The organism is Enterobacter sp. C3_dUdeg (assembly GCF_057536195.1).
Genome location: NZ_BAAKFX010000005.1, coordinates 21145 through 46627, shown reverse-complemented (window position 1 = coordinate 46627; position 25483 = coordinate 21145). Strand labels below are relative to the sequence as shown.

Annotated in this window: 32 protein-coding genes; 24 read left to right on the top strand and 8 right to left on the bottom strand. The window is 54.1% G+C overall.

Annotated elements, in window-relative coordinates; all coding sequences use genetic code 11:
- Window positions 1-78 precede the first annotated feature (78 nt).
- Window positions 79-1299: a bifunctional acetylornithine/succinyldiaminopimelate transaminase gene (gene argD / locus AC27FC_RS14045; protein WP_172421409.1), complete on the top strand. Its 1221-nt coding sequence runs from the start codon at window positions 79-81 to the stop codon at window positions 1297-1299.
- Here the strand turns inward: argD and AC27FC_RS14040 are convergent.
- Both AC27FC_RS14040 and crp read right to left on the bottom strand, forming a co-directional pair.
- Entirely contained in the window at window positions 1296-3383 is a 2088-nt protein-coding gene (locus AC27FC_RS14040; RefSeq protein ID WP_487160235.1) for a YccS/YhfK family putative transporter, read from the bottom strand. The two genes, argD and AC27FC_RS14040, sit on opposite strands and share 4 nt — an antisense overlap.
- Before the next feature lie 57 nt (window positions 3384-3440).
- Window positions 3441-4073 carry a cAMP-activated global transcriptional regulator CRP gene (gene crp, locus AC27FC_RS14035; RefSeq protein WP_000242758.1) on the bottom strand — a complete coding sequence of 211 codons (633 nt, stop codon included), beginning with the start codon at window positions 4071-4073 and terminating at the stop codon, window positions 3441-3443.
- Window positions 4074-4384: 311 nt separating this feature from the next.
- Between crp and AC27FC_RS14030 the strand changes: the two genes are divergently transcribed.
- Window positions 4385-4789 (top strand): OsmC family protein, encoded by a 405-nt coding sequence (locus AC27FC_RS14030; RefSeq protein WP_008503018.1) that lies wholly within the window; start codon window positions 4385-4387, stop codon window positions 4787-4789.
- A gap of 66 nt (window positions 4790-4855) precedes the next feature.
- On the opposite strand, the gene AC27FC_RS14025 is transcribed toward AC27FC_RS14030, so the two are convergent.
- From AC27FC_RS14025 to AC27FC_RS14010, 4 genes are all read right to left on the bottom strand, one after another.
- Window positions 4856-5725, bottom strand: a complete 870-nt coding sequence (locus AC27FC_RS14025; protein WP_023309465.1) for a phosphoribulokinase — start codon at window positions 5723-5725, stop codon at window positions 4856-4858.
- Between the two features lie 30 nt (window positions 5726-5755).
- Window positions 5756-5974, bottom strand: coding sequence for a YheU family protein (locus AC27FC_RS14020; protein ID WP_008503016.1), 219 nt, complete (start codon window positions 5972-5974; stop codon window positions 5756-5758).
- Window positions 5971-6993 carry a hydrolase gene (locus AC27FC_RS14015; RefSeq protein ID WP_087823617.1) on the bottom strand — a complete coding sequence of 341 codons (1023 nt, stop codon included), beginning with the start codon at window positions 6991-6993 and terminating at the stop codon, window positions 5971-5973. Before AC27FC_RS14015 ends, AC27FC_RS14020 begins: the two co-directional genes overlap by 4 nt.
- A 112-nt stretch (window positions 6994-7105) precedes the next feature.
- Complete coding sequence (locus AC27FC_RS14010; RefSeq protein WP_033146795.1) at window positions 7106-9010, bottom strand: ABC transporter ATP-binding protein; 1905 nt, start codon at window positions 9008-9010, stop codon at window positions 7106-7108.
- A gap of 138 nt (window positions 9011-9148) precedes the next feature.
- Between AC27FC_RS14010 and kefG the strand changes: the two genes are divergently transcribed.
- From kefG to slyD, 4 genes are all read left to right on the top strand, one after another.
- Entirely contained in the window at window positions 9149-9700 is a 552-nt protein-coding gene (kefG, locus tag AC27FC_RS14005) for a glutathione-regulated potassium-efflux system ancillary protein KefG (RefSeq protein WP_014885493.1), read from the top strand.
- Window positions 9700-11505: a glutathione-regulated potassium-efflux system protein KefB gene (gene kefB, locus AC27FC_RS14000; RefSeq protein ID WP_196355119.1), complete on the top strand. Its 1806-nt coding sequence runs from the start codon at window positions 9700-9702 to the stop codon at window positions 11503-11505. Before kefG ends, kefB begins: the two co-directional genes overlap by 1 nt.
- Window positions 11506-11518: 13 nt before the next feature.
- Window positions 11519-11719: a YheV family putative zinc ribbon protein gene (locus tag AC27FC_RS13995; protein ID WP_033146793.1), complete on the top strand. Its 201-nt coding sequence runs from the start codon at window positions 11519-11521 to the stop codon at window positions 11717-11719.
- 94 nt (window positions 11720-11813) lie between these two features.
- Window positions 11814-12404: a peptidylprolyl isomerase gene (gene slyD / locus AC27FC_RS13990; protein ID WP_014833521.1), complete on the top strand. Its 591-nt coding sequence runs from the start codon at window positions 11814-11816 to the stop codon at window positions 12402-12404.
- A gap of 197 nt (window positions 12405-12601) precedes the next feature.
- On the opposite strand, the gene AC27FC_RS13985 is transcribed toward slyD, so the two are convergent.
- Window positions 12602-12820 (bottom strand): protein SlyX, encoded by a 219-nt coding sequence (locus tag AC27FC_RS13985; RefSeq protein WP_023309461.1) that lies wholly within the window; start codon window positions 12818-12820, stop codon window positions 12602-12604.
- Between the two features lie 238 nt (window positions 12821-13058).
- Here AC27FC_RS13985 and fkpA point away from each other — a divergent pair, with 238 nt between their 5' ends.
- The 11 genes from fkpA (at window position 13059) to bfr (ending at window position 21261) form a co-directional block, all read left to right on the top strand.
- The gene (gene fkpA, locus AC27FC_RS13980) at window positions 13059-13877 is read left to right on the top strand and encodes an FKBP-type peptidyl-prolyl cis-trans isomerase (RefSeq protein ID WP_023309460.1); all 819 of its coding nucleotides are present in this window, start codon (window positions 13059-13061) and stop codon (window positions 13875-13877) included.
- Window positions 13878-14044: 167 nt separating this feature from the next.
- Complete coding sequence (locus AC27FC_RS13975; RefSeq protein WP_014171909.1) at window positions 14045-14767, top strand: helix-turn-helix transcriptional regulator; 723 nt, start codon at window positions 14045-14047, stop codon at window positions 14765-14767.
- Window positions 14767-15153, top strand: coding sequence for a sulfurtransferase complex subunit TusD (tusD, locus tag AC27FC_RS13970; RefSeq protein ID WP_033146792.1), 387 nt, complete (start codon window positions 14767-14769; stop codon window positions 15151-15153). The genes AC27FC_RS13975 and tusD overlap by 1 nt, the downstream gene beginning before the upstream one ends.
- On the top strand, window positions 15153-15512 hold the full coding sequence (gene tusC, locus AC27FC_RS13965; protein ID WP_094934898.1) for a sulfurtransferase complex subunit TusC: 360 nt from the start codon (window positions 15153-15155) through the stop codon (window positions 15510-15512). The genes tusD and tusC overlap by 1 nt, the downstream gene beginning before the upstream one ends.
- 7 nt (window positions 15513-15519) lie before the next feature.
- Window positions 15520-15807, top strand: a complete 288-nt coding sequence (gene tusB / locus AC27FC_RS13960) for a sulfurtransferase complex subunit TusB (protein ID WP_033146790.1) — start codon at window positions 15520-15522, stop codon at window positions 15805-15807.
- A 124-nt stretch (window positions 15808-15931) separates the two neighbouring features.
- Window positions 15932-16306 carry a 30S ribosomal protein S12 gene (gene rpsL, locus AC27FC_RS13955; RefSeq protein WP_000246815.1) on the top strand — a complete coding sequence of 125 codons (375 nt, stop codon included), beginning with the start codon at window positions 15932-15934 and terminating at the stop codon, window positions 16304-16306.
- Window positions 16307-16402: 96 nt separating this feature from the next.
- A complete protein-coding gene (gene rpsG, locus AC27FC_RS13950) occupies window positions 16403-16873 on the top strand; it encodes a 30S ribosomal protein S7 (RefSeq protein ID WP_004106370.1) in 471 nt (156 codons plus the stop codon).
- A gap of 96 nt (window positions 16874-16969) precedes the next feature.
- The gene (gene fusA / locus AC27FC_RS13945) at window positions 16970-19084 is read left to right on the top strand and encodes an elongation factor G (RefSeq protein WP_033146789.1); all 2115 of its coding nucleotides are present in this window, start codon (window positions 16970-16972) and stop codon (window positions 19082-19084) included.
- Window positions 19085-19153: 69 nt separating this feature from the next.
- Entirely contained in the window at window positions 19154-20338 is a 1185-nt protein-coding gene (gene tuf / locus AC27FC_RS13940; RefSeq protein WP_014068448.1) for an elongation factor Tu, read from the top strand.
- A 179-nt stretch (window positions 20339-20517) separates the two neighbouring features.
- A complete protein-coding gene (gene bfd, locus AC27FC_RS13935) occupies window positions 20518-20712 on the top strand; it encodes a bacterioferritin-associated ferredoxin (protein ID WP_008503493.1) in 195 nt (64 codons plus the stop codon).
- A gap of 72 nt (window positions 20713-20784) precedes the next feature.
- Entirely contained in the window at window positions 20785-21261 is a 477-nt protein-coding gene (gene bfr, locus AC27FC_RS13930) for a bacterioferritin (protein WP_008503492.1), read from the top strand.
- Here bfr and AC27FC_RS13925 read toward each other — a convergent pair.
- Entirely contained in the window at window positions 21245-21718 is a 474-nt protein-coding gene (locus AC27FC_RS13925; protein WP_064673113.1) for a prepilin peptidase, read from the bottom strand. The two genes, bfr and AC27FC_RS13925, sit on opposite strands and share 17 nt — an antisense overlap.
- A gap of 380 nt (window positions 21719-22098) precedes the next feature.
- Here AC27FC_RS13925 and rpsJ point away from each other — a divergent pair, with 380 nt between their 5' ends.
- The 7 genes from rpsJ to rplV are packed head-to-tail and all read left to right on the top strand — an operon-like array spanning window position 22099 to window position 25468.
- Entirely contained in the window at window positions 22099-22410 is a 312-nt protein-coding gene (gene rpsJ, locus AC27FC_RS13920; protein ID WP_001181005.1) for a 30S ribosomal protein S10, read from the top strand.
- 32 nt (window positions 22411-22442) lie between these two features.
- Window positions 22443-23072: a 50S ribosomal protein L3 gene (rplC, locus tag AC27FC_RS13915; protein ID WP_006178923.1), complete on the top strand. Its 630-nt coding sequence runs from the start codon at window positions 22443-22445 to the stop codon at window positions 23070-23072.
- 10 nt (window positions 23073-23082) lie between these two features.
- Window positions 23083-23688, top strand: coding sequence for a 50S ribosomal protein L4 (rplD, locus tag AC27FC_RS13910; RefSeq protein WP_000424395.1), 606 nt, complete (start codon window positions 23083-23085; stop codon window positions 23686-23688).
- A complete protein-coding gene (gene rplW, locus AC27FC_RS13905; protein ID WP_000617546.1) occupies window positions 23685-23987 on the top strand; it encodes a 50S ribosomal protein L23 in 303 nt (100 codons plus the stop codon). The genes rplD and rplW overlap by 4 nt, the downstream gene beginning before the upstream one ends.
- Window positions 23988-24004: 17 nt before the next feature.
- Window positions 24005-24826, top strand: coding sequence for a 50S ribosomal protein L2 (rplB, locus tag AC27FC_RS13900; protein WP_000301859.1), 822 nt, complete (start codon window positions 24005-24007; stop codon window positions 24824-24826).
- A 16-nt stretch (window positions 24827-24842) separates the two neighbouring features.
- The gene (gene rpsS / locus AC27FC_RS13895) at window positions 24843-25121 is read left to right on the top strand and encodes a 30S ribosomal protein S19 (RefSeq protein WP_001138117.1); all 279 of its coding nucleotides are present in this window, start codon (window positions 24843-24845) and stop codon (window positions 25119-25121) included.
- Between the two features lie 14 nt (window positions 25122-25135).
- Complete coding sequence (gene rplV, locus AC27FC_RS13890) at window positions 25136-25468, top strand: 50S ribosomal protein L22 (protein ID WP_002919773.1); 333 nt, start codon at window positions 25136-25138, stop codon at window positions 25466-25468.
- Window positions 25469-25483 lie beyond the last annotated feature (15 nt).

Here is a 25483-nt window from a genome sequence, read left to right as displayed (position 1 = left end):
GCCTTGCTGTGATTTTTTATGCATATTTTGTGATTATATTTTCACAATCACTGTGACATAAAAATGGATGGTCATGACATGGCAACTGAACAACCAGCAATTACCCGCGCGACATTTGATGAAGTGATCCTGCCGATTTATGCACCGGCTGAGTTTATCCCGGTGAAGGGAAAAGGCAGCCGCGTCTGGGATCAGCAGGGTAAAGAGTATGTGGATTTCGCGGGCGGTATTGCGGTCACTGCGCTGGGTCATTGCCATCCCGCGCTGGTTGAGGCGCTGAAAACCCAGGGCGAAACCCTGTGGCATACCAGCAACGTGTTCACCAACGAACCGGCGCTGCGCCTGGGCCGCAAGATCATCGATGCGACCTTTGCCGAGCGCGTGCTGTTTATGAACTCCGGCACTGAAGCCAACGAAACTGCGTTTAAGCTGGCGCGCTACTACGCGACAACGCGCCACAGCCCGTACAAAACCAAAATCATCGCCTTCCACAATGCCTTCCACGGACGCTCCTTCTTTACCGTCTCCGTTGGCGGCCAGCCGAAGTATTCCGACGGGTTTGGCCCGAAACCGGCCGACATTGTCCACGTGCCGTTTAACGATCTGCACGCGGTGAAAGCGGTCATGGACGACCATACCTGCGCCGTTGTTGTCGAGCCGATCCAGGGGGAAGGCGGCGTGACGGCGGCAACTCCGGAATTCCTGAAAGGGCTGCGCGCGCTGTGCGACGAGCATCAGGCGCTGCTGGTCTTTGATGAAGTGCAGTGCGGGATGGGGCGTACCGGCGATCTGTTCGCTTATATGCATTACGGCGTGACGCCGGACATCCTGACCAGCGCCAAAGCGCTCGGCGGCGGTTTCCCGGTGAGTGCGGTACTGACGACGCAGGAGATCGCCTCCGCGTTCCACGTCGGTTCTCACGGTTCCACCTACGGCGGTAACCCGCTGGCGAGTGCCGTGGCGGGTGCCGCATTCGACATTATCAACACGCCGGAGGTGTTGAACGCCGTGAGCGCGAAGCGCGAGCTGTTCGTAAAACACCTGCAAAAGATTGATGAACAGTACGATGTGTTCAGCGAAATTCGCGGGATGGGGCTGTTGATTGGCGCCGAGCTGAAGCCGCAGTACAAAGGCCGGGCGCGCGACTTCCTGCACGCCGCCGCCCACGAAGGGGTGATGGTGCTTAATGCCGGGCCTGACGTGATGCGCTTTGCGCCGTCGCTGGTGGTAGAAGACAAAGACATCGAAGACGGTTTAACCCGCTTTGCCGCAGCGGTCGAGAAGATCGTAAAAGGCTAATACTCGGTTCGCTTTAGCCGGCGCGTTAACCAAATGCCGTGATGCGGACGCTGACGCCATGCCACCGACGAAATGGTGTGCATGGTGTTCAGATGCCCCAGAACGCGCTGTAAATGCTGCTCCAGGGTGCTCATTGGCCCGTGGGTCAACGTCTCCGGCGCTTCCAGAATGTTTGAGTCGCCCGACTCGCCCGGCGCGTCATACTCCAGACGCTGCTGGCACCTCTGCAACGCAATTTCACACGACTGCAAATAGCGCTGCGCCAGATCCGGCGTCAGCATCGTGTGCTCGCGCGCCAGCGTGGTCATGGCGTTAATGTGCTCGACGATAAACTGGCTGTGCGTCACCCAGAGCTTCATGTCTGCCAGATAGTGCGAGTTAAAGCCCGGCTCCTGCATCGCCTGGTTGAGCGAGTTAAACAGGGCGTTGTGCGCCTGGTTGACCTTCATCCGCTGATAGGCCAGCGGGGAGGGCTGCGGATCGTCGCTCAGGATCAGGCGAATAGCCTGCTGGTCGGCTTCCAGCGCGTCGTGGGCGTTCTGCCTCAGCAGCCCGCTCTGCCACTGCGGCCACAGCCAGACCATGCCGCCAAAGGCAATCAGGCAGCCGATCAGGGTATCAATCAGTCTGGCGACAATAAACTGTTCGCCATTGAGCGTGAGCAACTGCAGCGTATATACCGCCGTCACCGTAAAGCCCACCATCGCCCAGCCGTAGTTTTTGCGGATAATCAGGTAGCTCACCAGCGTAATCGCCAGCATCCCTGCCAGGGTATAGCCTTCCGGCACGTGGAAGTGCAGCGTCACGCCTGCAATGATCAGCCCGGCCAGCGTTCCGCCAGCCCGATGCAGAATACGCACCCGCGTGGCGCCGTAGCCGTTCTGGGTGACAAACAGCACGGTCATTAAGATCCAGTAGGGTTTCGGCAGGTGCAGCGCCATACCCATCAGGCTGGCGGTACTGAGCATCACGCTGATCCTTGCGGCGTTGCGCAGAGCGGACGATTTAAGAGAAAGATAGCTTTTGAGCGCGGGCAATAGCGGAAGCCGTTTTTGCTTATCCGCCATCAGGTCGCGGGGATAAAGCGGGCGCTGCGTGCGCAACACGCGGGCGATGCGGCTGAAGTGCCAGGCGGCAAACTGGCCGACCGGGTTATCGGGATGCTGGCGGGCGATTTTCTCCAGCGCGCCCAGCTGCTTGTCCATGTTAAAGCGCGTCGGGTAACGGTGATAGAGAATATCATCGGCCAGCACGCGCAGGCGTGCCGAGACGGTCTGCGCGTTCCAGCGGATCACCGCTTCGGCGTGGCTGCGCTCGACCAGCTTTTGCACCTCCTGCGGGTGGTGAAGGCTTACGGAGATATGCTCCTGTAGATCCAGCCCGACCTGGAAGGTGCGCAGCAGCCGCTTGTACTCGTGGTTCTTGTTGGCGGCGAGCATATGCAGCTGCTGATAGCACTGGCTTATGAGATCCACCACCTTCTGCTGGCGCGTCAGCAGCGGCGGTAAGGATTTTTCCGGGTCGGTATGCTGGGTGAGCAGGGTGTATTTGGCTTCGCAGTAATCCGCAAGCTGCACATAGAGCAGGCTCAGGGATTCACGCAGCGGCTGCTCACGCCACAGCCAGAACCAAAACCAGTTAAACAGCCAGTACCATAATGTCCCCAAGGCGTAGATCAGCAGCGGCTCCCACACCGGCATGTTCCCGGCGAGGCTCAGCGTGAAAATGGCCGCAATCAGCGAGGCGGGAAGCAGGCGAGCGTGCAGCGAACTGATTTCCGCCGTGACGCCAAGGGTCATCGCAAGTACGGTCAGGATCAGCGGCAGCGGGATATCCCGGGCAAGCAGGAGTTGTACGGCGAGGCTACAGCCCGCAAACAGGCAGCCACCAACGATCAGGCGTTTGAAAAAACGCTTATGCGGCGTGTCCAGACCGGCGATGTTGCAGCAGGCGGGCACGAGGGAAAACAGCAGGCCTTGTTGAAGATGTCCGAGGATCAGGCCTATGGCCACAGGAAGACACAACACCAGCGTTTGTCGCAGTGCGTAGTTAACTTCCGGGTGATAGATCAGCCTGCGCCACATGGGGAGTAGAGACAAAAACGGCGTGACACCTTGCGATGGCACGCCGTTTAAGCGGAATTAACGCGTTCCGTAGACCACGATGGTTTTACCGTGGGCGGAGATCAGGTTTTGATCTTCCAGCATTTTCAGGATACGGCCCACTGTTTCACGGGAGCAGCCGACGATCTGACCAATTTCCTGACGGGTAATTTTAATTTGCATGCCGTCCGGGTGGGTCATGGCGTCTGGCTGTTTCGCCAGGTTCAACAGGGTTTGTGCGATACGGCCGGTAACGTCCAGGAAGGCGAGGTTACCCACTTTCTCTGACGTGACCTGCAGACGGCGCGCCATCTGGGAAGAAAGACGCATCAGGATGTCAGGGTTAACCTGAATCAGCTGACGGAACTTCTTGTAAGAAATTTCAGCCACTTCACATGCTGTCTTTGCTCGAACCCAGGCGCTACGTTCCTGGCCCTCTTCAAACAGGCCCAGTTCACCGATGAAATCGCCCTGGTTCAGATAAGAAAGGATCATCTCTTTCCCTTCTTCATCTTTGATCAGCACTGCCACCGAGCCTTTAACGATGTAATACAACGTTTCCGCTTTTTCACCCTGGTGAATCAGCGTGCTCTTCGATGGGTACTTATGAATGTGGCAATGAGACAAGAACCATTCGAGAGTCGGGTCTGTTTGCGGTTTGCCAAGCACCATGCGCTGTTATCCTCTGTTATAAGCTGTCACCAGAGTCATCAGATGCATCCGGACTCTGGGGTTGCAATCGAATTCTTACCCATACCCTGGGAAGTCGGCTACCGTAACGTTTCGCAGCCAGTAAAGTTTGATGTCCTCTGCATACACGTGTAACGTCAATGTATTACTGTAGCATCCTGAGTGTTTTAGCATAGCTTTCGCCGCGTGTCTCCTGGTGTCTCGCTTCAGCATGATGCAGGTCGCCTTCCATTGCGATAAATGTAACGCACGCGTAATCTGTCACCAAAAATGCAACGTTGGAGTTAATGAATATGCAAGCGCGCGTGAAATGGGTTGAAGGTTTAACGTTCCTGGGCGAGTCCGCGTCAGGACACCAGATTTTGATGGACGGTAACTCCGGCGATAAAGCACCCAGCCCAATGGAAATGGTGCTGATGGCGGCAGGCGGATGCAGCGCAATTGATGTGGTGTCGATTCTGCAAAAAGGACGTCATGACGTGACGGATTGTGAGGTTAAACTCACGTCAGAGCGTCGCGAAGAGGCGCCACGCCTGTTCACCCATATTAACCTGCACTTTGTGGTCACCGGTAAAGAGCTGAAAGACGCGGCGGTCTCGCGTGCGGTGGACCTGTCTGCGGAGAAGTACTGCTCGGTGGCGTTAATGCTGGAGAAAGCGGTAAAAATCACGCATTCGTATGAAGTGATCGAGGCGTGATTGATGGGGCATCGTGCGTGTTGATGCCCTCACCCTAACCCTCTCCCACAGGGAGAGGGAACATGCTCACGCGATCTGCTTCCCTTCCATCAGTCGCTCCACCAGCGGCGTCATGATGAGCTCCATCGCCAGCCCCATTTTTCCGCCCGGCACGACTAACGTATTCATGTGTGAAATAAACGAGCCCTGCAGCATTGCCAGCAGCCAGGGGTAATCAATGCCTTCGAGATTGCGGAAATGGATCACCACAAAGCTCTCGTCCAGCGACGGGATGCTTTTAGCGGCAAACGGATTCGAGGTATCCACCGTCGGCACGCGCTGGAAGTTGATATGGGTGCGGGAGAACTGCGGCGTCAGGAAGTTAATGTAATCCTCCATGGAGCGCACCACGGAGTCCATCACCGCCTCTCGCGAATGGCCGCGCTCGCTCATGTCGCGCGTCAGCTTCTGGATCCACTCCAGGTTAACGATAGGGACCACGCCGACCAGCAGATCCACGTGGCGCGCCACGTCGTGTTGAGGCGTGACCACGCCGCCGTGCAATCCTTCGTAAAAGAGGACGTCGGTGGGTTCCGGCAGCGGCTGCCACGGGGTAAAGGTTCCCGGCACCTGATTCCAGGGTACGGCTTCATCATAGGTGTGCAGATACTTGCGGGACTGCCCTTTGCCGCTCTTACCGTACTCTATAAAGGTTTGTTCCAGCAGGCCGAAGTCATTGGCCTCCGGGCCGAAGTAGCTGATGTGTTTACCCGAATCGCGCGCCTTACGAATGGCCATGTCCATCTCCGGACGCGTGTAGCGGTGAAAGCTGTCGCCTTCGACCTCCGCCGCACGGAGATTCAGCTGGGCGAAAATCTTGCGAAATGCGAGGCTGGTGGTGGTGGTTCCCGCACCACTCGACCCCGTAACGGCAATAACCGGGTGTCTGGCAGACATAGCAACTCCCTGACTGAAAAGGGTGGAAGATCAGCCGTGAAACGCGTTGCGGGGCATGATATTGACCGTCTCATGCAGTTCTGACCACACCAGCACCACGTCGCCGCTTTTCAGCTGGCGCTTAACATCGTTGACCTTTTGCTCAAGCGAGCGTTCCTGTTCACCATAATCGGTGCCTTCGCGTAATACAAAGCTTTCAATCAGATTATCGAGCGTTTCGGGAGCCAGATCCTGCCAGGGAATAATCATTTTGCACCGTCCAGATAAGGGGTCAGCCAGTCAGGAATTCGCGCCTCAAGCCACATTTTCGGGCGGCGCAGCGTGCCGCCGATAAACCCGACGTGGCCGCCATGCTCGGTCAACTGATAGTGAACGTTGTCGGGCAGGAATTCCTGAGCGGGGATCGAGTGATGATCCATAAATGGGTCATCTTTGGCATGAATAATCAGCGTTGGCTGCGTGATCTTGCTGAGCAGCGGCATGGCGCTGCACTGACGATAATAGTCAATCGCATCGGCGAAGCCGTGGATTTTCGCGGTGATCAGGTCGTCGAACTCGCGGATACGACGCACCTTTTTCAGCTGGCGCAGGCTTACCGGCAGGGTATCCGGGTAGGCCTTCAGCTTACGCGCCGCGTTGGCCTTCAGCAGGTTGAGCAGGTAGCGCTGATAGACGCGGGAAAAGCCTTTATCCATGTGGTAGCTACACTGCTCAAGCATAAACGGCGCGGAGACAATGACGGCGGCATCCAGCGGTACGCTTTCACCCTCTTTGGCCAGCAGACAGGCCAGCATATTGCCGCCCAGCGAGTAGCCCACGGCGGCCGTTGGCACGGTGCCATAATTTTCCCGCAGCCAGTGTAAAAAACACGTTCCGTCTTCGGTTTCACCCGAGTGATAAATGCGTTTCTGACGATTCGGTTCACCGCTGCAGCCGCGAAAATGCATCACCACGCCGAGCCAGCCGCGCGCTTTTGCCGCCTCAATTAGCCCATGCGCATACGGGCTGTGCAGGCTGCCTTCCAGACCGTGGAAAACCACCAGACGCGGCTTATGGCGAGCCTGTTCAGGCGCTTCGCTCCAGGCGAGATCCAGAAAGTCACCGTCTGGCAGGTCAAGCCGTTGCCAGTGCGGGGTGAACTGAACCTTGCGGCGGATCAGTCGCGGCAGCATGGTCTGCAAATGCGGATTGGCCACGCCGCGCATAGGCACGAACTCAGTGCTGTCTTCGGCCGCAATGTCGAAGTCTGATGGAATGATTTGGGTCATAAGCGCGATGCTGATTCTTGTCGGAAATTTACGATACTTTCCGAATTGTACCCCGTTTAAGCTGGATTTCCGAACCCGGTACGGATTCTGCTCTTCAAACGGGGTAAATAAGTCAGTCAGCCTGCAGCATCGCTTCCAGCTGTTCCTGCGCGTCGAGCCACGCCATCTCGCACTCTTCGAGACTGGATTTGGTCTTCGCCTGGGTTTGCAGGCAGTCGGTCAGCTCAGCCTTGCGGCTCTGGTCATACAGGCCGCTATCGCCGAGCTTCTCTTCAACGATAGCCAGCGTGGCGTTGAGTTTTTCCATCTCTTTTTCGAGACGGGTAATCTCTTTACGCAGGGGCTGCGTCTGGGTGCGCAGCTCCGCTTCACGGCGCTTCTGATCTTTACGCGCCTGCGCGCTGTTGGCGTTGTCTTTCGCTGACTCTTCCGGCTGGTTTTCCTGCTTCTGCACGTCCGTCAGCCACTGCTGATAGTCTTCCAGATCGCCGTCGAACGGTTCGACTTTGCCGCCGTGCACTAAATAGAGATCGTCCGTGGTGGAGCGGATCAGGTGACGGTCGTGCGAAACCACCACCAGCGCGCCTTCGAACTCAATCAGCGCTTCGGTCAGCGCCTGACGCATGTCGAGATCCAGGTGGTTGGTCGGTTCATCGAGCAGCAGCAGGTTCGGACGCTGCCAGACGATCAGCGCCAGCACCAGACGGGCCTTTTCGCCGCCGGAGAAACGCTCGGTGTTTTCAGTCACCTTATCGCCCTGGAAGCCGAAGCCGCCGAGATAGTCGCGCAGCTTCTGCTCCATCTCCTGCGGCGCAAGACGCGCGAGGTGCTGAATCGGCGATTCATCCGCGCGTAAAAATTCCAGCTGATGCTGGGCGAAGTAACCCAGTTTGATGCCCTTCGCCAGGCCGATTTCGCCGCTGACCGGGTTAAGCTCGCCCGCCAGCAGTTTGATCAGCGTCGATTTACCGGCGCCGTTACGCCCCAGCAGGCCAATGCGGGAACCCGGCACCAGGTTGAGCTTGATGGAGTCGAGAATAATGCGGTCGGCATAGCCCGCGCTGACCTTCTCCATCTTCAGCAGCGGGTTCGGCAGGCTTTCCGGCTCGCGGAAGCTGAAGTGGAACGGGTTATCCACGTGCGCCGGGGCAATCATCTCCATGCGTTCCAGCATCTTGATGCGGCTCTGGGCCTGCTTGGCTTTTGAGGCTTTGGCCTTAAAGCGATCCACAAAGCTCTGCAGGTGCGCCACGCGCTGCTGCTGGCTTTCATACATGGACTGCTGCTGGGCGAGACGCGTCGCGCGCTGGCGCTCGAAGGAGCTGTAGTTGCCGGTGTACTCGAACATCGTTTGCTGTTCGATATGAATAATTTTATCCACCACCGGGTCAAGGAAGTCGCGGTCGTGGGAGATCAGAATCAGAGTGCCCTGATAGCTCTTGAGCCACTTCTCCAGCCAAATAACCGCATCGAGATCGAGGTGGTTGGTCGGTTCGTCGAGCAACAGCAGGTCAGAGCGGCAGATCAGCGCCTGCGCCAGGTTGAGGCGCATACGCCAGCCGCCGGAGAAGTCGCTGACCGGGCGTTCCAGCTGTTCGTTGCTGAAGCCCAGGCCGTGCAGCAGGCTGGAGGCGCGGGAGCGAATGGTCCACGCGTCGATGGCGTCCAGCTTGCCATGAACGGTGGCGATGGCGTGACCGTCGTTGCGCTCGTTAGCAGAATGAAGTTCCGCTTCGAGCTTACGGTATTCACGGTCGCCGTCGATAACATAGTCGAGTGCCGGTTCGCTCAGCGCAGGCGTCTCCTGGTTTACCCAGGCGAGCTGCCAGTTTCCCGGGAAGGTAAAGTTACCGCCATCCGCGCTAATCTCGTTTTTCAGCAGCGCCAGCAGGGTGGATTTACCGCAGCCGTTTTTGCCGACCAGACCCACTTTTTGGCCCGGGTTGATGGTAGCAGTGGCGTTATCCAGCAGGACGCGCACGCCGCGACGAATTTGTAACGAGGAGAAAACAATCATAGAAGCGCCGTATGTTCCGACTATGTTAATTTGTCATTATGATAATGTAAGGTGTGGGCCATTTTCCGCACCGGGCCGCCATGGTAGCCCAAAACAGCGACGATACACAAAAACAGAAACAAGACCGGGAGGGGAATGATGTCTCAGACAGCAAAAGTGCTGCTGCTGTATGCCCATCCGGAATCTCAGGACTCGGTGGCAAACCGGGTGCTGCTTAAGCCGGCCACACAGCTTAGTAACGTAACGGTGCACGATCTCTACGCGCACTATCCTGATTTCTTTATTGATATCCCTTACGAGCAGGAGCTGCTGCGTCAGCATGACGTGATTGTGTTCCAGCATCCGCTTTATACCTACAGCTGTCCGGCGCTGCTGAAAGAGTGGCTGGACCGCGTGCTGAGCCGGGGCTTCTCCAGCGGGGTGGGGGGCAACCAGCTGGCGGGAAAGTACTGGCGTAGTGTGATTACGACCGGTGAACCCGAAAGCGCTTACCGCCACGACGGGCTGAACCGCTATCCGATGAGCGATATCCTCAGGCCATTCGAGCTGACGGCGGCGATGTGCCGTATGCACTGGATGAGCCCGATTATTGTCTACTGGGCGCGGCGTCAGGATCCGAAAGAGCTGGCAAGCCACGCCAGAGCCTACGGTGAATGGCTGGCGTCACCTATTCCGGCAGGAGGTCGTTAATGGAAGGATCGAATTTACTCCTCGCCGGGGTGCTGTTTTTATTTGCGGCCGTCGTCGCGGTGCCGCTTGCAGCCCGTATTGGTATCGGTGCGGTGCTGGGGTATCTGCTGGCGGGGATCGCGATTGGTCCCTGGGGGCTGGGATTCATCAGCGATGTCGATGAGATCCTCCATTTCTCCGAGCTGGGCGTGGTGTTCCTGATGTTCATCATCGGCCTGGAGCTGAATCCTTCGAAATTGTGGCAGCTCCGACGCTCTATCTTTGGCGTGGGCGCCGCGCAGGTGTTATTCAGCGCCGCGATCCTGGGCGGCCTGTTAATGCTGACCCACTTTTCATGGCAGGCGGCGGTGATTGGAGGGATAGGCCTTGCGATGTCGTCGACGGCGATGGCGCTACAGCTGATGCGCGACAAAGGGATGAACCGTAACGAAGCCGGTCAGCTGGGCTTTTCGGTGCTGCTGTTCCAGGATTTGGCGGTGATCCCGGCGCTGGCGCTGGTGCCGCTGCTGGCGGGGTCCGGGGACGATCACTTCGACTGGGCTAAAATCGCCATGAAGGTGCTGGCCTTCGCGGGCATGCTGATTGGCGGTCGTTTCCTGTTACGTCCCGTGTTCCGCTTTATTGCCGCGTCGGGCGTTCGCGAGGTGTTTACCGCCGCGACGCTGCTGCTGGTGCTGGGATCGGCGTTGTTTATGGACGCGCTGGGGCTGTCGATGGCGCTCGGGACCTTTATCGCCGGGGTGCTGCTGGCGGAGAGCGAGTATCGGCACGAGCTGGAAATTGCCATCGATCCCTTCAAAGGGCTGCTGTTAGGCCTGTTCTTTATTTCTGTGGGGATGGCGCTTAACCTCGGTGTGCTCTATACCCATCTGCTGTGGGTGATAGTGAGCGTCGCCATTCTGGTGGCGGTGAAGATGCTGGTACTGTACGTCATAGCGCGTATCTACGGGCTGCGCAGTTCGGAACGCATGCAGTTTGCCAGCGTGTTAAGCCAGGGAGGCGAGTTCGCGTTTGTGCTTTTCTCGACCGCATCCTCCCAGAAGCTGTTTAAAGACGATCAGATGGCGCTTTTGCTGGTGACGGTCACGCTGTCTATGATGACCACGCCGCTGCTGATGAAGCTGGTGGATAAACTGCTGTCGCGCCGCCTGAACCCGACGGACGATGAAGACGAAGCCCCGTGGGTAGAAGACGATAAGCCGCAGGTGATTGTGGTGGGTTTTGGCCGTTTCGGACAGGTTATCGGGCGTTTGCTGATGGCGAACAAAATGCGCATTACGGTACTGGAGCGTGATATCAGCGCGGTCAACCTGATGCGTAAATATGGCTATAAGGTTTACTACGGCGACGCGACCCAGCTTGAGCTGCTGCGCTCGGCGGGGGCGGAAGCGGCAGAGTCCATCGTAATTACCTGTAACGATCCGGAAGACACAATGAAGCTGGTGGATCTGTGCCAGCAGCATTTCCCGCATCTGCATATTCTGGCGCGTGCGCGGGGACGTGTTGAAGCTCACGAATTGTTGCAGGCGGGTGTGAAACACTTCTCCCGTGAGACGTTCTCCAGTGCGCTGGAGCTGGGTCGTAAGGCGCTGATCTCGCTCGGCATGCATCCGCATCAGGCGCAGCGCGCCCAGATGCACTTCCGCCGGCTGGATATGCGGATGCTGCGCGAGCTGATGCCGGTACATACCGATACGGCGCAGATCTCCCGCGTGCGGGAAGCGCGTCGCGAGCTGGAGGAGATCTTCCAGCGAGAGATGCAACAGGAACGACGCCAGCTTGATGGCTGGGATGAATTTGAATAAAGGGTAACGAAAGATGGCTGTACGTAAACGCTTTATCGCGGGTGCAAAATGCCCGACCTGTCAGGCGCAAGATACCCTGGCGATGTGGCGGGAAAATAATGTTGATGTTGTTGAGTGTGTTAAGTGCGGTCACCAGATGCGTGAGGCCGATAAAGAGGCCCGCGATCACGTTCGCAAAGAAGAGCAAGTTATCGGGATTTTTCATCCGGACTAGCGATATGCCCTGAGTTTTTTTAAGCTAAAGGGTACACGGGTGCAGATTTCCGCTACAATCTGCGCCAGCAATTTTCCCACGCTCAGGAGATATCATGAAAGTAGCAAAAGACCTGGTGGTCAGCCTGGCCTATCAGGTACGTACAGAAGACGGTGTGTTGGTTGATGAGTCTCCGGTGAGTGCGCCGCTTGACTACCTGCATGGTCACGGTTCCCTGATTTCCGGCCTGGAAAACGCGCTGGAAGGTCATGAAGTTGGCGACAAATTTGACGTTGCTGTAGGCGCGAACGACGCTTACGGTCAGTATGACGACAACCTGGTTCAGCGCGTTCCTAAAGACGTGTTCATGGGCGTTGACGAACTGCAGGTTGGCATGCGCTTCCTGGCTGAAACTGACCAGGGCCCGGTTCCTGTTGAAATCACCGAAGTGGAAGATGACCACGTCGTGGTTGACGGTAACCACATGCTGGCTGGCCAGAACCTGAAGTTCAACGTAGAAGTTGTTGCGATCCGTGAAGCGACCGAAGAAGAGCTGGCTCATGGCCACGTTCACGGTGCGCATGGTCACGACCATGACCACGATCACGGCCACGACGGCTGCTGCGGTGGTCACGGCCACGATCACGACCATGGTCACGACCACGGTAAAGGTGGTTGCGGTAACGGCGGCTGCGGTTGCCACTAATACCCGTCGTCTTTCAAGCCGCAGGTGCGTTGGCTGCGCTTTCAAACCCCGGTCACATAGTTATCTATGCTCCCGGGGATTTTCAAGCTTGCCGCCTTCCTGCGACTCGAAATCCATAGGGTATTTGGTATGTTGGCCCGGTAAGCTTCGCGCCACCGGGCACAAAAAAAGCGGGATAATCCCGCTTTTTTTACGCCTCAATAATGAGGAGGTGGCGTCTCTTCTGACTGAGAGGCAATGTTTGACGGCTGTGTAGCCTTCAGCTTTTCCGTCAGCAGGCGCATATGATCCCGCAGTTTTGCCATTTCGAGCTCATGTGCGGTCACGGTCTGGTTTAGCTCTTCGATGGTGATGTCCTGAAAAGCCAGGCGGCTTTCCAGCTCAGCCATTCTCGCTTCTATTGCTGTATCCTTCATCATTCACCTCGTTTATTTCAGATTCGCCATAATGGCCCTGCGGCGGCGCAGTTTAACTGAGTTTATCCTTAAGTACAGTCTGCATCCCTTTGGCAGGAAACTTATTTAAACAAAAATAGTCTGAAAAGTGGCGAGAATTGGAAGTGTCTGTCTGTAGATTTCTTCCGCAACGTTTTATAGTACGTAACTCATTTACGTTTAACGCTGGGGTGAGAGTCCCCAGGCCCTGGAGATATGGATGAAATCACTGTTTAAAGTAACGCTGCTGGCGACGACGATGGCTGTTGCGCTGAACGCGCCGCTGTCATTCGCTGCTGATACTGCTGCGAAGCCTGCTGCCACTGCAGACAGCAAAGCGGCGTTCAAAAATGACGACCAGAAATCCGCCTACGCACTGGGCGCATCTCTGGGTCGCTACATGGAAAACTCTCTGAAAGAACAAGAGAAACTGGGCATCAAACTGGATAAAGCTCAGCTGATCGCGGGCGTTCAGGACGCATTTGCAGATAAGAGCAAGCTGTCTGACCAGGAAATTGAACAGACTCTGCAGGCGTTCGAAGCGCGCGTGAAGGGTGCCGCTCAGACCAAGATGGACGCGGACGCTAAAGACAACGAAGCGAAAGGCAAAGCCTACCGCGATACCTTTGCCAAAGAGAAAGGTGTGAAAACCTCTTCTACCGGCCTGGTGTACAAAGTTGAGAAAGAAGGCACCGGCGATGCGCCTAAAGACAGCGACACCGTTGTTGTGAACTACAAAGGTACGCTGATCGACGGTAAAGAGTTCGATAACTCTTACACCCGCGGTGAGCCGCTCTCCTTCCGTCTGGATGGTGTGATCCCTGGCTGGACTGAAGGCCTGAAAAACATCAAGAAAGGCGGCAAGATCAAGATGGTTATCCCACCGGATCTGGCCTATGGCAAAACCGGCGTTCCGGGTATCCCTGCTAACTCTACGCTGGTCTTTGACGTAGAGCTGCTGGATATCAAACCGGCACCGAAAGCGGATGCGAAAGCAGACGCACCGGCTGACGATAAAGCCGCTGCTGCTAAGAAGTAATGTTGAAAAAAAACCGCCGCCTTTCAGGCGGCGGTTTTTTTATTGTGGGGCAGATATAATTAACACTGGAAAGCGCTACGCACGCTGTATTAATTTAGTTGTCCGTGTAGATAATGAGCCTGCCCTGAAAACCTAACGACAGGCTCCTGAAAAGGAGTGTTTTTTTCATGTCCAGGTCGCTTTTAACCAACGAAACCAGTGAACTTGATTTGCTGGATCAACGTCCTTTCGATCAGACCGACTTCGATATTCTGAAATCCTACGAAGCGGTAGTGGACGGGTTAGCGATGCTCATTGGCTCCCACTGCGAAATCGTATTGCACTCCCTGCAAGATCTGAAGTGTTCCGCCATCCGCATTGCGAATGGTGAACATACTGGCCGTAAAATTGGTTCGCCAATTACCGACCTTGCATTGCGTATGCTGCATGACATGACCGGCGCGGACAGCAGCGTCTCCAAATGCTATTTCACCCGCGCCAAAAGCGGCGTGCTGATGAAATCAGAAACCATCGCGATTCGAAACCGCGAGCATCGTGTTATTGGGCTGCTGTGCATCAACATGAACCTTGATGTGCCATTCTCGCAAATCATGAGCACCTTTATTCCACCAGAAACGCCGGACGTTGGCTCTTCTGTTAACTTTGCCTCCTCCGTTGAAGATCTGGTGACGCAGACGCTTGAGTTTACGATTGAAGAGGTGAATGCCGATCGCAACGTCTCGAACAACGCCAAGAATCGCCAGATCGTGCTCAATCTCTACGAAAAAGGGATTTTTGATATTAAAGACGCCATTAATCAGGTGGCCGATCGTCTGAACATCTCCAAGCACACGGTCTACCTCTATATTCGCCAGTTCAAAAGCGGCGATTTCCAGGGACAAGACAAGTAATGCGTTTTGCGTTAATGGTGACAGGCCCGGCGTACGGCACTCAGCAGGCCAGCAGCGCGCTGCAGTTTGCGCATGCGCTACTGGCGGCCGGACATGAGCTGGCGAGCGTTTTCTTCTATCGGGAAGGGGTGTATAACGCGAATCAGTTTACGTCACCGGCGAGCGACGAATTCGATCTGGTGCGCGCCTGGCAGGCATTAAACGAAAAGCAGGGCGTAGAACTGCACATCTGCGTGGCGGCGGCACTGCGCCGCGGGGTGACCGATGCAACCGAAGCCGCACGTCTTGGTTTATCGGGTTCTAACCTGCAGCCCGGCTTTTCGTTGAGTGGCCTGGGTGCACTGGCACAGGCGGCATTAACCTGCGACAGAGTGGTGCAATTCTGATGAAGCGTGTCGCGTTTGTTTTTTCCTCCGCACCGCACGGCAATGCGTCCGGCAGAGAAGGGCTGGATGCGCTGCTCGCGACCTCAGCATTGACCGAAGATATCGGTGTCTTCTTTTTGGGCGACGGCGTATTTCAGCTTCTGGCGGGGCAGCAGCCTCAGGCCATTCTGGCGCGTGATTACATCACGACGTTCAAAGTGTTACCGCTTTACGATATCGAAACCTTCTATGTCTGTGCCGACTCCCTGGCCGCGCGCGGTTTAAACGAGGCAACGCCTTTCGTGCTGGATGTGACAGTCCTGTCTTCTGCTGCACTGCGCGAACACCTTTCCCACTACGACACCGTTCTGACTTTCTGAGGCTGACATGCTCCATACTCTGAGCCATTCACCGTGGCAATGTGATATCGATGCGTTACTGAGCATGCTGCGCGAAGGTGATGACCTGCTGCTGATTCAGGATGGTGTGCTTGCCGCACTGGACGGCAGTCGTTTCGTTGAAATTCTCACGAATGCCCCCATAACAGTCTCTGCGCTGAAGGACGATCTGGATGCGCGGGGTCTTTCTGGTCAAATTTCAGCCAAAATTGACGTGGTTGGCTATACTGATTTCGTCAATCTTACTGTGACGCACGCCAGTCAAATGAACTGGTGATTTGAGATCGCTGTATATTTCTTGACACCTTTTCGACGTAGCCCTAAAATTTCGCGTCCTCATATTGTATGAGGTCGTTTTATTACGTGTTTACGAAGCAAAAGCTAAAACCAGGAGCTATTTAATGGCAACAGTTAACCAGCTGGTACGCAAACCACGCGCACGCAAAGTTGCAAAGAGCAACGTGCCTGCGCTGGAAGCCTGCCCGCAGAAACGTGGCGTATGTACTCGTGTATATACCACCACTCCTAAAAAACCAAACTCCGCACTGCGTAAAGTATGCCGTGTGCGTTTGACTAACGGTTTCGAAGTGACTTCCTACATCGGTGGTGAAGGTCACAACCTGCAGGAACACTCCGTGATCCTGATCCGTGGCGGTCGTGTTAAAGACCTTCCGGGTGTTCGTTACCACACCGTTCGTGGTGCGCTCGACTGCTCAGGTGTTAAAGACCGTAAGCAGGCTCGCTCCAAGTACGGCGTGAAGCGTCCTAAGGCTTAATGGTTCTCCGTTAAGTAAGGCCAAACTGATTTATCTTAATGTCAAACTAAACTCTTTGAGTTTTGGACAATCCTGAATTAACAACGGAGTATTCCCATGCCACGTCGTCGCGTCATTGGTCAGCGTAAAATTCTTCCAGATCCGAAATTCGGATCAGAACTGCTGGCAAAATTTGTAAATATCCTGATGGTAGATGGTAAAAAATCTACTGCAGAAGCAATCGTATACAGCGCGCTTGAGACCCTGGCTCAGCGTTCTGGTAAAAATGAACTGGAAGCTTTCGAAGTCGCTCTCGACAACGTTCGCCCAACCGTAGAAGTTAAGTCCCGCCGCGTTGGTGGTTCTACTTATCAGGTTCCAGTTGAAGTTCGTCCGGTTCGTCGTAATGCTCTGGCAATGCGTTGGATCGTTGAAGCTGCTCGTAAACGCGGTGATAAATCCATGGCTCTGCGTCTGGCGAACGAACTTTCTGATGCTGCAGACAACAAAGGTACTGCAGTTAAGAAACGTGAAGACGTTCACCGTATGGCAGAAGCCAACAAGGCGTTCGCACACTACCGTTGGTAATCCCTTCGGAGTATTAGTCACCAGGCGGGCGCTTCAGAGAAGCCGCCCGCTCTGGGTAACTTAACTGAACGCCTAAAGATATAAACGAGGAATCAAATGGCTCGTACAACACCCATCGCACGCTACCGTAACATCGGTATCAGTGCGCACATCGACGCCGGTAAAACCACTACTACCGAACGTATTCTGTTCTACACCGGTGTAAACCATAAAATCGGTGAAGTTCATGACGGCGCAGCCACCATGGACTGGATGGAACAGGAGCAGGAGCGTGGTATCACTATCACCTCCGCAGCGACTACTGCATTCTGGTCAGGTATGGCTAAGCAGTACGAACCGCATCGCGTAAACATCATCGACACCCCAGGGCACGTTGACTTCACCATCGAAGTAGAACGTTCCATGCGTGTTCTTGACGGCGCGGTAATGGTTTATTGCGCAGTTGGTGGTGTTCAGCCACAGTCTGAAACCGTATGGCGTCAGGCGAACAAATATAAAGTTCCACGCATCGCGTTCGTTAACAAAATGGACCGTATGGGTGCTAACTTCCTGAAAGTTGTTGGCCAGATCAAAACCCGTCTGGGCGCGAACCCTGTTCCGCTGCAGCTGGCAATTGGTGCTGAAGAAGGCTTCACCGGCGTTATCGACCTGGTGAAAATGAAAGCCATCAACTGGAACGATGCAGACCAGGGCGTTACCTTCGAATACGAAGATATCCCAGCTGCAATGCAGGACCTGGCTGACGAATGGCACCAGAACCTGATCGAATCCGCTGCTGAAGCTTCTGAAGAGCTGATGGAGAAATACCTGGGTGGTGAAGAACTGACTGAAGAAGAGATCAAAAAAGCTCTGCGTCAGCGCGTTCTGAACAACGAAATCATCCTGGTAACCTGTGGTTCTGCGTTCAAGAACAAAGGTGTTCAGGCGATGCTGGATGCGGTAGTTGACTACCTGCCATCCCCAGTTGACGTTCCTGCGATCAACGGCATCCTGGACGACGGTAAAGATACTCCGGCTGAGCGTCACGCAAGCGACGAAGAGCCATTCTCTGCACTGGCGTTCAAAATTGCTACCGACCCATTCGTGGGTAACCTGACCTTCTTCCGCGTTTACTCTGGTGTGGTTAACTCCGGTGACACCATCCTGAACTCCGTGAAAGCGGCGCGTGAACGTTTTGGCCGTATCGTACAGATGCACGCTAACAAACGTGAAGAGATCAAAGAAGTTCGTGCGGGCGACATCGCTGCAGCTATCGGTCTGAAAGACGTGACCACTGGTGACACCCTGTGTGACCCGGATCACCCGATCATTCTGGAGCGTATGGAATTCCCTGAGCCGGTAATCTCCATCGCAGTTGAACCAAAAACCAAAGCTGACCAGGAAAAAATGGGTCTGGCTCTGGGCCGTCTGGCGAAAGAAGACCCATCATTCCGCGTATGGACTGATGAAGAATCTAACCAGACCATCATCGCTGGTATGGGTGAACTGCACCTGGACATCATCGTTGACCGTATGAAGCGTGAATTCAACGTTGAAGCGAACGTGGGTAAACCTCAGGTTGCTTACCGCGAAGCGATTCGCGCGAAAGTTACCGATGTTGAAGGTAAACACGCTAAGCAGTCTGGTGGTCGCGGTCAGTACGGTCACGTTGTGATCGACATGTACCCACTGGAGCCGGGCTCTAACCCGAAAGGTTACGAGTTCATCAACGACATCAAAGGTGGTGTAATTCCTGGCGAATACATCCCAGCCGTTGATAAAGGCATCCAGGAACAGCTGAAAGCGGGCCCTCTGGCTGGCTATCCGGTTGTTGACATGGGTGTTCGTCTGCACTTCGGTTCTTACCACGACGTTGACTCCTCTGAACTGGCGTTTAAACTGGCTGCGTCTATTGCCTTTAAAGAAGGCTTTAAGAAAGCAAAACCAGTTCTGCTTGAGCCAATCATGAAGGTTGAAGTAGAAACTCCTGAAGAGAACACCGGTGACGTTATCGGTGACTTGAGCCGTCGTCGCGGTATGCTGCGTGGTCAGGAATCCGAAGTAACTGGCGTTAAGATCCACGCTGAAGTTCCGCTGTCTGAAATGTTCGGATATGCAACTCAGCTGCGTTCTCTGACCAAAGGTCGTGCATCATACACCATGGAATTCCTGAAGTATGATGATGCGCCTAACAACGTTGCTCAGGCCGTTATTGAAGCCCGTGGTAAGTAATCCACAGGATTAAAACCTAAGTCCCGTGCTCTCTCCACAGGGGAGAGCACTATAGTAAGGAATATAGCCGTGTCTAAAGAAAAATTTGAACGTACAAAACCGCACGTCAACGTTGGTACTATCGGCCACGTTGACCATGGTAAAACTACCCTGACTGCTGCAATCACTACCGTTCTGGCTAAAACCTACGGTGGTTCTGCTCGTGCATTCGACCAGATCGATAACGCACCAGAAGAAAAAGCACGTGGTATCACCATCAACACTTCCCACGTTGAATATGACACCCCGACTCGCCACTACGCACACGTAGACTGCCCAGGCCACGCCGACTATGTTAAAAACATGATCACCGGTGCTGCGCAGATGGACGGCGCGATCCTGGTTGTTGCTGCGACTGACGGCCCAATGCCTCAGACTCGTGAGCACATCCTGCTGGGTCGTCAGGTAGGCGTTCCTTTCATCATCGTGTTCCTGAACAAATGCGACATGGTTGATGACGAAGAGCTGCTGGAACTGGTAGAGATGGAAGTTCGTGAACTGCTGTCTCAGTACGATTTCCCGGGCGACGACACTCCAATCGTTCGTGGTTCTGCTCTGAAAGCGCTGGAAGGCGAAGCTGAGTGGGAAGCTAAAATCATCGAACTGGCTGGCTTCCTGGATTCTTACATCCCAGAACCAGAGCGTGCGATTGACAAGCCATTCCTGCTGCCAATCGAAGACGTATTCTCCATCTCCGGTCGTGGTACCGTTGTTACCGGTCGTGTAGAGCGCGGTATCATCAAAGTTGGTGAAGAAGTTGAAATCGTTGGTATCAAAGAGACTGCGAAGTCTACCTGTACTGGCGTTGAAATGTTCCGCAAACTGCTGGACGAAGGCCGTGCTGGTGAGAACGTTGGTGTTCTGCTGCGTGGTATCAAACGTGAAGAAATCGAACGTGGTCAGGTTCTGGCGAAGCCAGGCTCAATCAAGCCACACACCAAGTTCGAATCTGAAGTGTACATCCTGTCTAAAGACGAAGGCGGCCGTCATACTCCGTTCTTCAAAGGCTACCGTCCACAGTTCTACTTCCGTACAACTGACGTGACCGGTACCATCGAACTGCCAGAAGGCGTTGAGATGGTAATGCCAGGCGACAACATCAAGATGGTTGTGACTCTGATCCACCCAATCGCGATGGACGACGGTCTGCGTTTCGCAATCCGTGAAGGCGGCCGTACCGTTGGCGCGGGCGTTGTTGCTAAAGTTCTGGGCTAATTAATTATCCCCGAATAAAAAAAGGACGCTTCGGCGTCCTTTTTTGTTTTCTGCCGCTCAGTTACTGTCACAAAATTACGCATTTTTTGCCTGCTCCCGCCCCGTATTGTGGCGTTTGTGCTATTGTAATCATAACCATTCTCACTTACACTTTGCGCATAATTTGAACGGGAGTCTCTATGTACGTTTGTTTATGTAATGGTGTAAGCGACAAAAAAATACGTCAGGCCGTTCGCCAGTTTCAGCCTCAGTCATTTCAGCAGCTACGCAAATTTGTTCCGGTGGGAAATCAATGCGGTAAATGTGTACGTGCTGCGCGAGAGATCATGCAGGACGAATTGATGCAGATCCCGGAATACAAAGAGATCGCGTAAGCGCCCATCTTTTTTTTGACATCCCTGTAGCCCGATCTACGCTTCAATGAGTGGAAGCGGAGGGACTATATAATGAAAGGTGATGTTAAAATCATAAGTTATCTCAATAAATTATTGGGAAATGAGCTTGTCGCAATTAACCAGTACTTTCTTCACGCGAGAATGTTCAAAAACTGGGGGCTTAAGCGTCTGAACGACGTTGAGTACCATGAATCGATCGATGAAATGAAGCACGCCGATAAATATATCGAGCGTATTTTATTCCTTGAAGGCATTCCAAACCTGCAGGACCTCGGAAAGCTGGGCATCGGAGAAGATGTCGAAGAGATGCTGCGTTCCGACCTCAGGCTGGAACTTGAAGGTGCCAAAGATCTCCGTGAAGCCATTGCCTATGCTGACAGCGTACATGACTACGTCAGTCGCGATATGATGATCCAGATCCTGGCCGATGAAGAAGGCCATATTGACTGGCTGGAAACGGAGCTGGATCTGATTGCTAAAATCGGTCTGCAGAACTACCTTCAGTCGCAGATTAAAGTGGAAGAGTAACCACCGTCTTCCAGCCTACGCATAAACCCGCTGCTGCCAGAAATGGCCCAAAAGGCAGTGGGTTTTTTAATGCTCCCTTATCGCCGGTGAGTAACGAAAACACAAGAATGCTAAGTAGCGCCATAAGCGCAGCGAGTAACGCCAGCGTAGGCAGCATGCACCAGCCATGCCACGCACCAAGCGCCGCCAGGTATTTTACATCGCCGTATCCCATCCCTTCACGCCGGCAGATAAACCGATATCCCCAGTAAATAACGGCAAAGCCGACATATCCAGCCATCGCTCCCACCACTGCACTTGGCAGAAAATCAGGTTGGACGCAGAGCTGAAAGAGCAGGCCCGCCCAGAGCAGCGGGCAGAGAAACTTATCCGGAAGCAGTCCGTAGCGAATATCTGCACGGACGAGAAAGGCAGTCAGCGAAAAATAGACCAGCAAAAAGGGGAGGGTGGTTAACATGGAAAAGGCCTCAAAGGGGTTTGAGCGCATCCTCGCTATAATCGGCCTGGGCGGCAATCTATAAAAACGACACTTGCGTAGGGGCTCGAGACAAAGCCTTGAGAAGGGATACATTGCGTAAAAAGTTGCGCGCCCTTACGCATACTGCGCCTCTGGCGCTTAATTTCTAAACGGCACTTGCGTCTTGTCCAGATTTACGTATAATGCGCGGGCTTGTCGTAATTGACGGCGGGTTCAATCAGAACCAGAGTAGCTCATTTTGTTACTCAACAATGCTCCCAATTGGGGAGCTACGTAAGAACGGTTACACTCTCCCATCAATCGTAATGGGTTTGAGGAGTAATCATTTTCGTTTATAAAATAATTGGAGCTCTGGTCTCATGCAGAACCAAAGAATCCGTATCCGCCTTAAAGCGTTTGATCATCGTCTGATCGATCAATCAACCGCGGAAATCGTCGAGACTGCTAAGCGCACTGGTGCGCAAGTCCGTGGTCCGATACCGCTGCCGACCCGCAAAGAGCGCTTCACCGTTCTGATCTCTCCGCACGTCAACAAAGACGCGCGTGATCAGTACGAAATCCGCACTCACAAGCGTCTGGTTGACATCGTTGAGCCAACTGAGAAAACCGTTGATGCTCTGATGCGTCTGGATCTGGCTGCCGGTGTAGACGTGCAGATCAGCCTGGGTTAATCAGGTCATCGAGCGATTGAGAGGTTGATACAATGATTGGTTTAGTCGGTAAAAAAGTGGGCATGACCCGCATCTTCACTGAAGATGGCGTTTCAATCCCAGTAACCGTAATCGAAGTTGAAGCAAACCGCGTTACCCAGGTTAAAGATCTGGCTAACGATGGCTACCGCGCTGTTCAGGTGACCACTGGTGCTAAAAAAGCTAACCGTGTAACCAAACCAGAAGCGGGTCACTTCGCTAAAGCTGGCGTAGAAGCTGGCCGTGGTCTGTGGGAATTCCGTCTTGCTGAAGGCGAAGAGTTCACCGTAGGTCAGGACATTAGCGTTGAGCTGTTTGCTGACGTTAAAAAAGTTGACGTAACCGGTACCTCTAAAGGTAAAGGTTTTGCTGGTACCGTTAAGCGCTGGAACTTCCGTACCCAGGACGCTACCCACGGTAACTCCTTGTCTCACCGCGTTCCGGGTTCTATCGGTCAGAACCAGACTCCGGGAAAAGTGTTCAAAGGCAAGAAAATGGCAGGTCAGCTGGGTAACGAACGTGTGACCGTTCAGAGCCTGGACGTAGTACGTGTTGACGCTGAGCGCAACCTGCTGCTGGTTAAAGGTGCAGTTCCGGGTGCAACCGGTAGCGACCTGATCGTTAAACCAGCTGTGAAGGCGTAAGGGGATAGCAATGGAATTAGTATTGAAAGACGCGCAGAGCGCGCTGACTGTTTCCGAAACTACCTTCGGTCGTGATTTCAACGAAGCGCTGGTTCACCAGGTTGTTGTTGCTTATGCAGCTGGTGCTCGTCAGGGTACTCGTGCTCAGAAGACTCGTGCTGAAGTAACTGGTTCTGGCAAAAAGCCATGGCGCCAGAAAGGTACCGGCCGTGCGCGTTCAGGTTCTATCAAGAGCCCGATCTGGCGTTCAGGTGGCGTGACCTTCGCTGCGCGTCCACAGGACCACAGTCAAAAAGTTAACAAAAAGATGTACCGCGGCGCGCTGAAAAGCATCCTGTCCGAACTGGTACGTCAGGATCGTCTGATCGTTGTCGAGAAGTTCTCTGTTGAAGCGCCTAAAACTAAGCTGCTGGCACAGAAACTGAAAGACATGGCTCTGGAAGATGTGCTGATCATCACCGGTGAGCTGGACGAGAACCTGTTCCTGGCCGCACGTAACCTGCACAAGGTTGACGTACGCGATGCGACTGGTATCGACCCGGTTAGCCTGATCGCCTTCGACAAAGTCGTAATGACTGCTGATGCTGTTAAGCAAGTTGAGGAGATGCTGGCATGATTCGTGAAGAACGTCTGCTGAAGGTGCTTCGCGCACCGCACGTTTCTGAAAAAGCGTCTACTGCGATGGAAAAAACAAACACCATCGTTCTCAAAGTTGCTAAAGACGCGACCAAAGCAGAGATCAAAGCTGCTGTGCAGAAACTGTTTGAAGTCGAAGTCGAAGTCGTTAACACCCTGGTAGTTAAAGGGAAAGTTAAACGTCACGGACAGCGTATCGGTCGTCGTAGCGACTGGAAAAAAGCTTACGTCACCCTGAAAGAAGGCCAGAATCTGGACTTCGTTGGCGGCGCTGAGTAAGTCGGAGGAGTAATACAATGGCAGTTGTTAAATGTAAACCGACATCTCCGGGTCGTCGCCACGTAGTTAAAGTGGTTAACCCTGAGCTGCACAAGGGCAAACCTTTTGCTCCGTTGCTGGAAAAAAACAGCAAATCCGGTGGTCGTAACAACAATGGCCGTATCACCACTCGTCACATCGGTGGTGGCCACAAGCAGGCTTATCGTATTGTTGACTTCAAACGCAACAAAGACGGTATCCCAGCAGTTGTTGAACGTCTTGAGTACGATCCGAACCGTTCCGCGAATATCGCGCTGGTTCTGTACAAAGACGGCGAACGCCGTTACATCCTGGCCCCTAAAGGCCTGAAAGCTGGCGACCAGATTCAGTCTGGCGTTGATGCTGCAATCAAAGCAGGCAACACCCTGCCGATGCGCAATATCCCGGTTGGTTCTACCGTTCATAACGTAGAAATGAAACCAGGTAAAGGCGGTCAGCTGGCACGTTCCGCTGGTACTTACGTTCAGATCGTTGCTCGTGATGGTGCGTATGTCACCCTGCGTCTGCGTTCTGGTGAAATGCGTAAAGTCGAAGCAGACTGCCGCGCTACTCTGGGCGAAGTTGGCAATGCTGAGCATATGCTGCGCGTTCTGGGTAAAGCAGGTGCTGCACGCTGGCGTGGTGTTCGTCCTACCGTTCGCGGTACTGCGATGAACCCAGTCGACCACCCACATGGTGGTGGTGAAGGTCGTAACTTTGGTAAGCACCCGGTAACTCCGTGGGGCGTTCAGACCAAAGGTAAGAAGACCCGCAGCAACAAGCGTACTGATAAATTTATCGTACGTCGCCGTAGCAAATAATTTTAGAGGATAAGCCATGCCACGTTCTCTCAAGAAAGGTCCTTTTATTGACCTGCACTTGCTGAAGAAGGTAGAGAAAGCGGTGGAAAGCGGAGACAAGAAGCCCCTGCGCACTTGGTCCCGTCGTTCAACGATCTTTCCTAACATGATCGGTTTGACCATCGCTGTCCATAATGGTCGTCAGCACGTTCCAGTCTTTGTTACCGACGAAATGGTTGGTCACAAACTGGGTGAATTCGCACCGACTCGTACTTATCGCGGCCACGCTGCTGATAAAAAAGCGAAGAAGAAATAAGGTAGGAGGAAGAGATGGAAACTTTAGCTCAACATCGCCATGCTCGTTCTTCTGCTCAGAAGGTTCGCCTTGTTGCTGACCTGATTCGCGGTAAGAAAGTGTCGCAGGCCCTGGACATCCTGACCTATACCAACAAGAAAGCTGCGGTATTGGTCAAGAAAGTACTGGAATCTGCCATTGCTAACGCTGAACACAACGATGGCGCTGACATCGACGATCTGAAAGTCGCGAAAATTTTCGTAGATGAAGGCCCAAGCATGAAGCGCATTATGCCGCGTGCGAAAGGTCGTGCAGATCGCATCCTGAAGCGCACCAGCCACATTACTGTGGTTGTGTCCGATCGCTGAGACTCTGGAGACTAG

Bases quoted from the DNA above. Each gene is read 5' to 3' on its own strand.
- tusC (WP_094934898.1), top strand. From the start codon at position 15,153: ATGAAGCGTGTCGCGTTTGTTTTTTCCTCCGCACCGCACGGCAATGCG.
- AC27FC_RS14010 (WP_033146795.1), bottom strand. From the start codon at position 9,010: ATGATTGTTTTCTCCTCGTTACAAATTCGTCGCGGCGTGCGCGTCCTG.
- AC27FC_RS14040 (WP_487160235.1), bottom strand. From the start codon at position 3,383: ATGTGGCGCAGGCTGATCTATCACCCGGAAGTTAACTACGCACTGCGA.
- AC27FC_RS14020 (WP_008503016.1), bottom strand. From the start codon at position 5,974: ATGATTATTCCCTGGCAGGATCTGGCTCCCGAAACGCTCGATAATCTG.
- tusD (WP_033146792.1), top strand. From the start codon at position 14,767: ATGCGTTTTGCGTTAATGGTGACAGGCCCGGCGTACGGCACTCAGCAG.
- AC27FC_RS13985 (WP_023309461.1), bottom strand. From the start codon at position 12,820: ATGAAGGATACAGCAATAGAAGCGAGAATGGCTGAGCTGGAAAGCCGC.
- AC27FC_RS13995 (WP_033146793.1), top strand. From the start codon at position 11,519: ATGGCTGTACGTAAACGCTTTATCGCGGGTGCAAAATGCCCGACCTGT.
- AC27FC_RS14015 (WP_087823617.1), bottom strand. From the start codon at position 6,993: ATGACCCAAATCATTCCATCAGACTTCGACATTGCGGCCGAAGACAGC.
- crp (WP_000242758.1), bottom strand. From the start codon at position 4,073: ATGGTGCTTGGCAAACCGCAAACAGACCCGACTCTCGAATGGTTCTTG.
- kefG (WP_014885493.1), top strand. From the start codon at position 9,149: ATGTCTCAGACAGCAAAAGTGCTGCTGCTGTATGCCCATCCGGAATCT.
- rplW (WP_000617546.1), top strand. From the start codon at position 23,685: ATGATTCGTGAAGAACGTCTGCTGAAGGTGCTTCGCGCACCGCACGTT.
- rplD (WP_000424395.1), top strand. From the start codon at position 23,083: ATGGAATTAGTATTGAAAGACGCGCAGAGCGCGCTGACTGTTTCCGAA.
- fkpA (WP_023309460.1), top strand. From the start codon at position 13,059: ATGAAATCACTGTTTAAAGTAACGCTGCTGGCGACGACGATGGCTGTT.
- AC27FC_RS13925 (WP_064673113.1), bottom strand. From the start codon at position 21,718: ATGTTAACCACCCTCCCCTTTTTGCTGGTCTATTTTTCGCTGACTGCC.
- AC27FC_RS14030 (WP_008503018.1), top strand. From the start codon at position 4,385: ATGCAAGCGCGCGTGAAATGGGTTGAAGGTTTAACGTTCCTGGGCGAG.
- rpsG (WP_004106370.1), top strand. From the start codon at position 16,403: ATGCCACGTCGTCGCGTCATTGGTCAGCGTAAAATTCTTCCAGATCCG.
- rpsS (WP_001138117.1), top strand. From the start codon at position 24,843: ATGCCACGTTCTCTCAAGAAAGGTCCTTTTATTGACCTGCACTTGCTG.
- AC27FC_RS13975 (WP_014171909.1), top strand. From the start codon at position 14,045: ATGTCCAGGTCGCTTTTAACCAACGAAACCAGTGAACTTGATTTGCTG.
- rpsJ (WP_001181005.1), top strand. From the start codon at position 22,099: ATGCAGAACCAAAGAATCCGTATCCGCCTTAAAGCGTTTGATCATCGT.
- AC27FC_RS14025 (WP_023309465.1), bottom strand. From the start codon at position 5,725: ATGTCTGCCAGACACCCGGTTATTGCCGTTACGGGGTCGAGTGGTGCG.
- fusA (WP_033146789.1), top strand. From the start codon at position 16,970: ATGGCTCGTACAACACCCATCGCACGCTACCGTAACATCGGTATCAGT.
- rplV (WP_002919773.1), top strand. From the start codon at position 25,136: ATGGAAACTTTAGCTCAACATCGCCATGCTCGTTCTTCTGCTCAGAAG.
- rplC (WP_006178923.1), top strand. From the start codon at position 22,443: ATGATTGGTTTAGTCGGTAAAAAAGTGGGCATGACCCGCATCTTCACT.
- slyD (WP_014833521.1), top strand. From the start codon at position 11,814: ATGAAAGTAGCAAAAGACCTGGTGGTCAGCCTGGCCTATCAGGTACGT.
- bfd (WP_008503493.1), top strand. From the start codon at position 20,518: ATGTACGTTTGTTTATGTAATGGTGTAAGCGACAAAAAAATACGTCAG.
- tusB (WP_033146790.1), top strand. From the start codon at position 15,520: ATGCTCCATACTCTGAGCCATTCACCGTGGCAATGTGATATCGATGCG.
- bfr (WP_008503492.1), top strand. From the start codon at position 20,785: ATGAAAGGTGATGTTAAAATCATAAGTTATCTCAATAAATTATTGGGA.
- rplB (WP_000301859.1), top strand. From the start codon at position 24,005: ATGGCAGTTGTTAAATGTAAACCGACATCTCCGGGTCGTCGCCACGTA.
- argD (WP_172421409.1), top strand. From the start codon at position 79: ATGGCAACTGAACAACCAGCAATTACCCGCGCGACATTTGATGAAGTG.
- rpsL (WP_000246815.1), top strand. From the start codon at position 15,932: ATGGCAACAGTTAACCAGCTGGTACGCAAACCACGCGCACGCAAAGTT.
- kefB (WP_196355119.1), top strand. From the start codon at position 9,700: ATGGAAGGATCGAATTTACTCCTCGCCGGGGTGCTGTTTTTATTTGCG.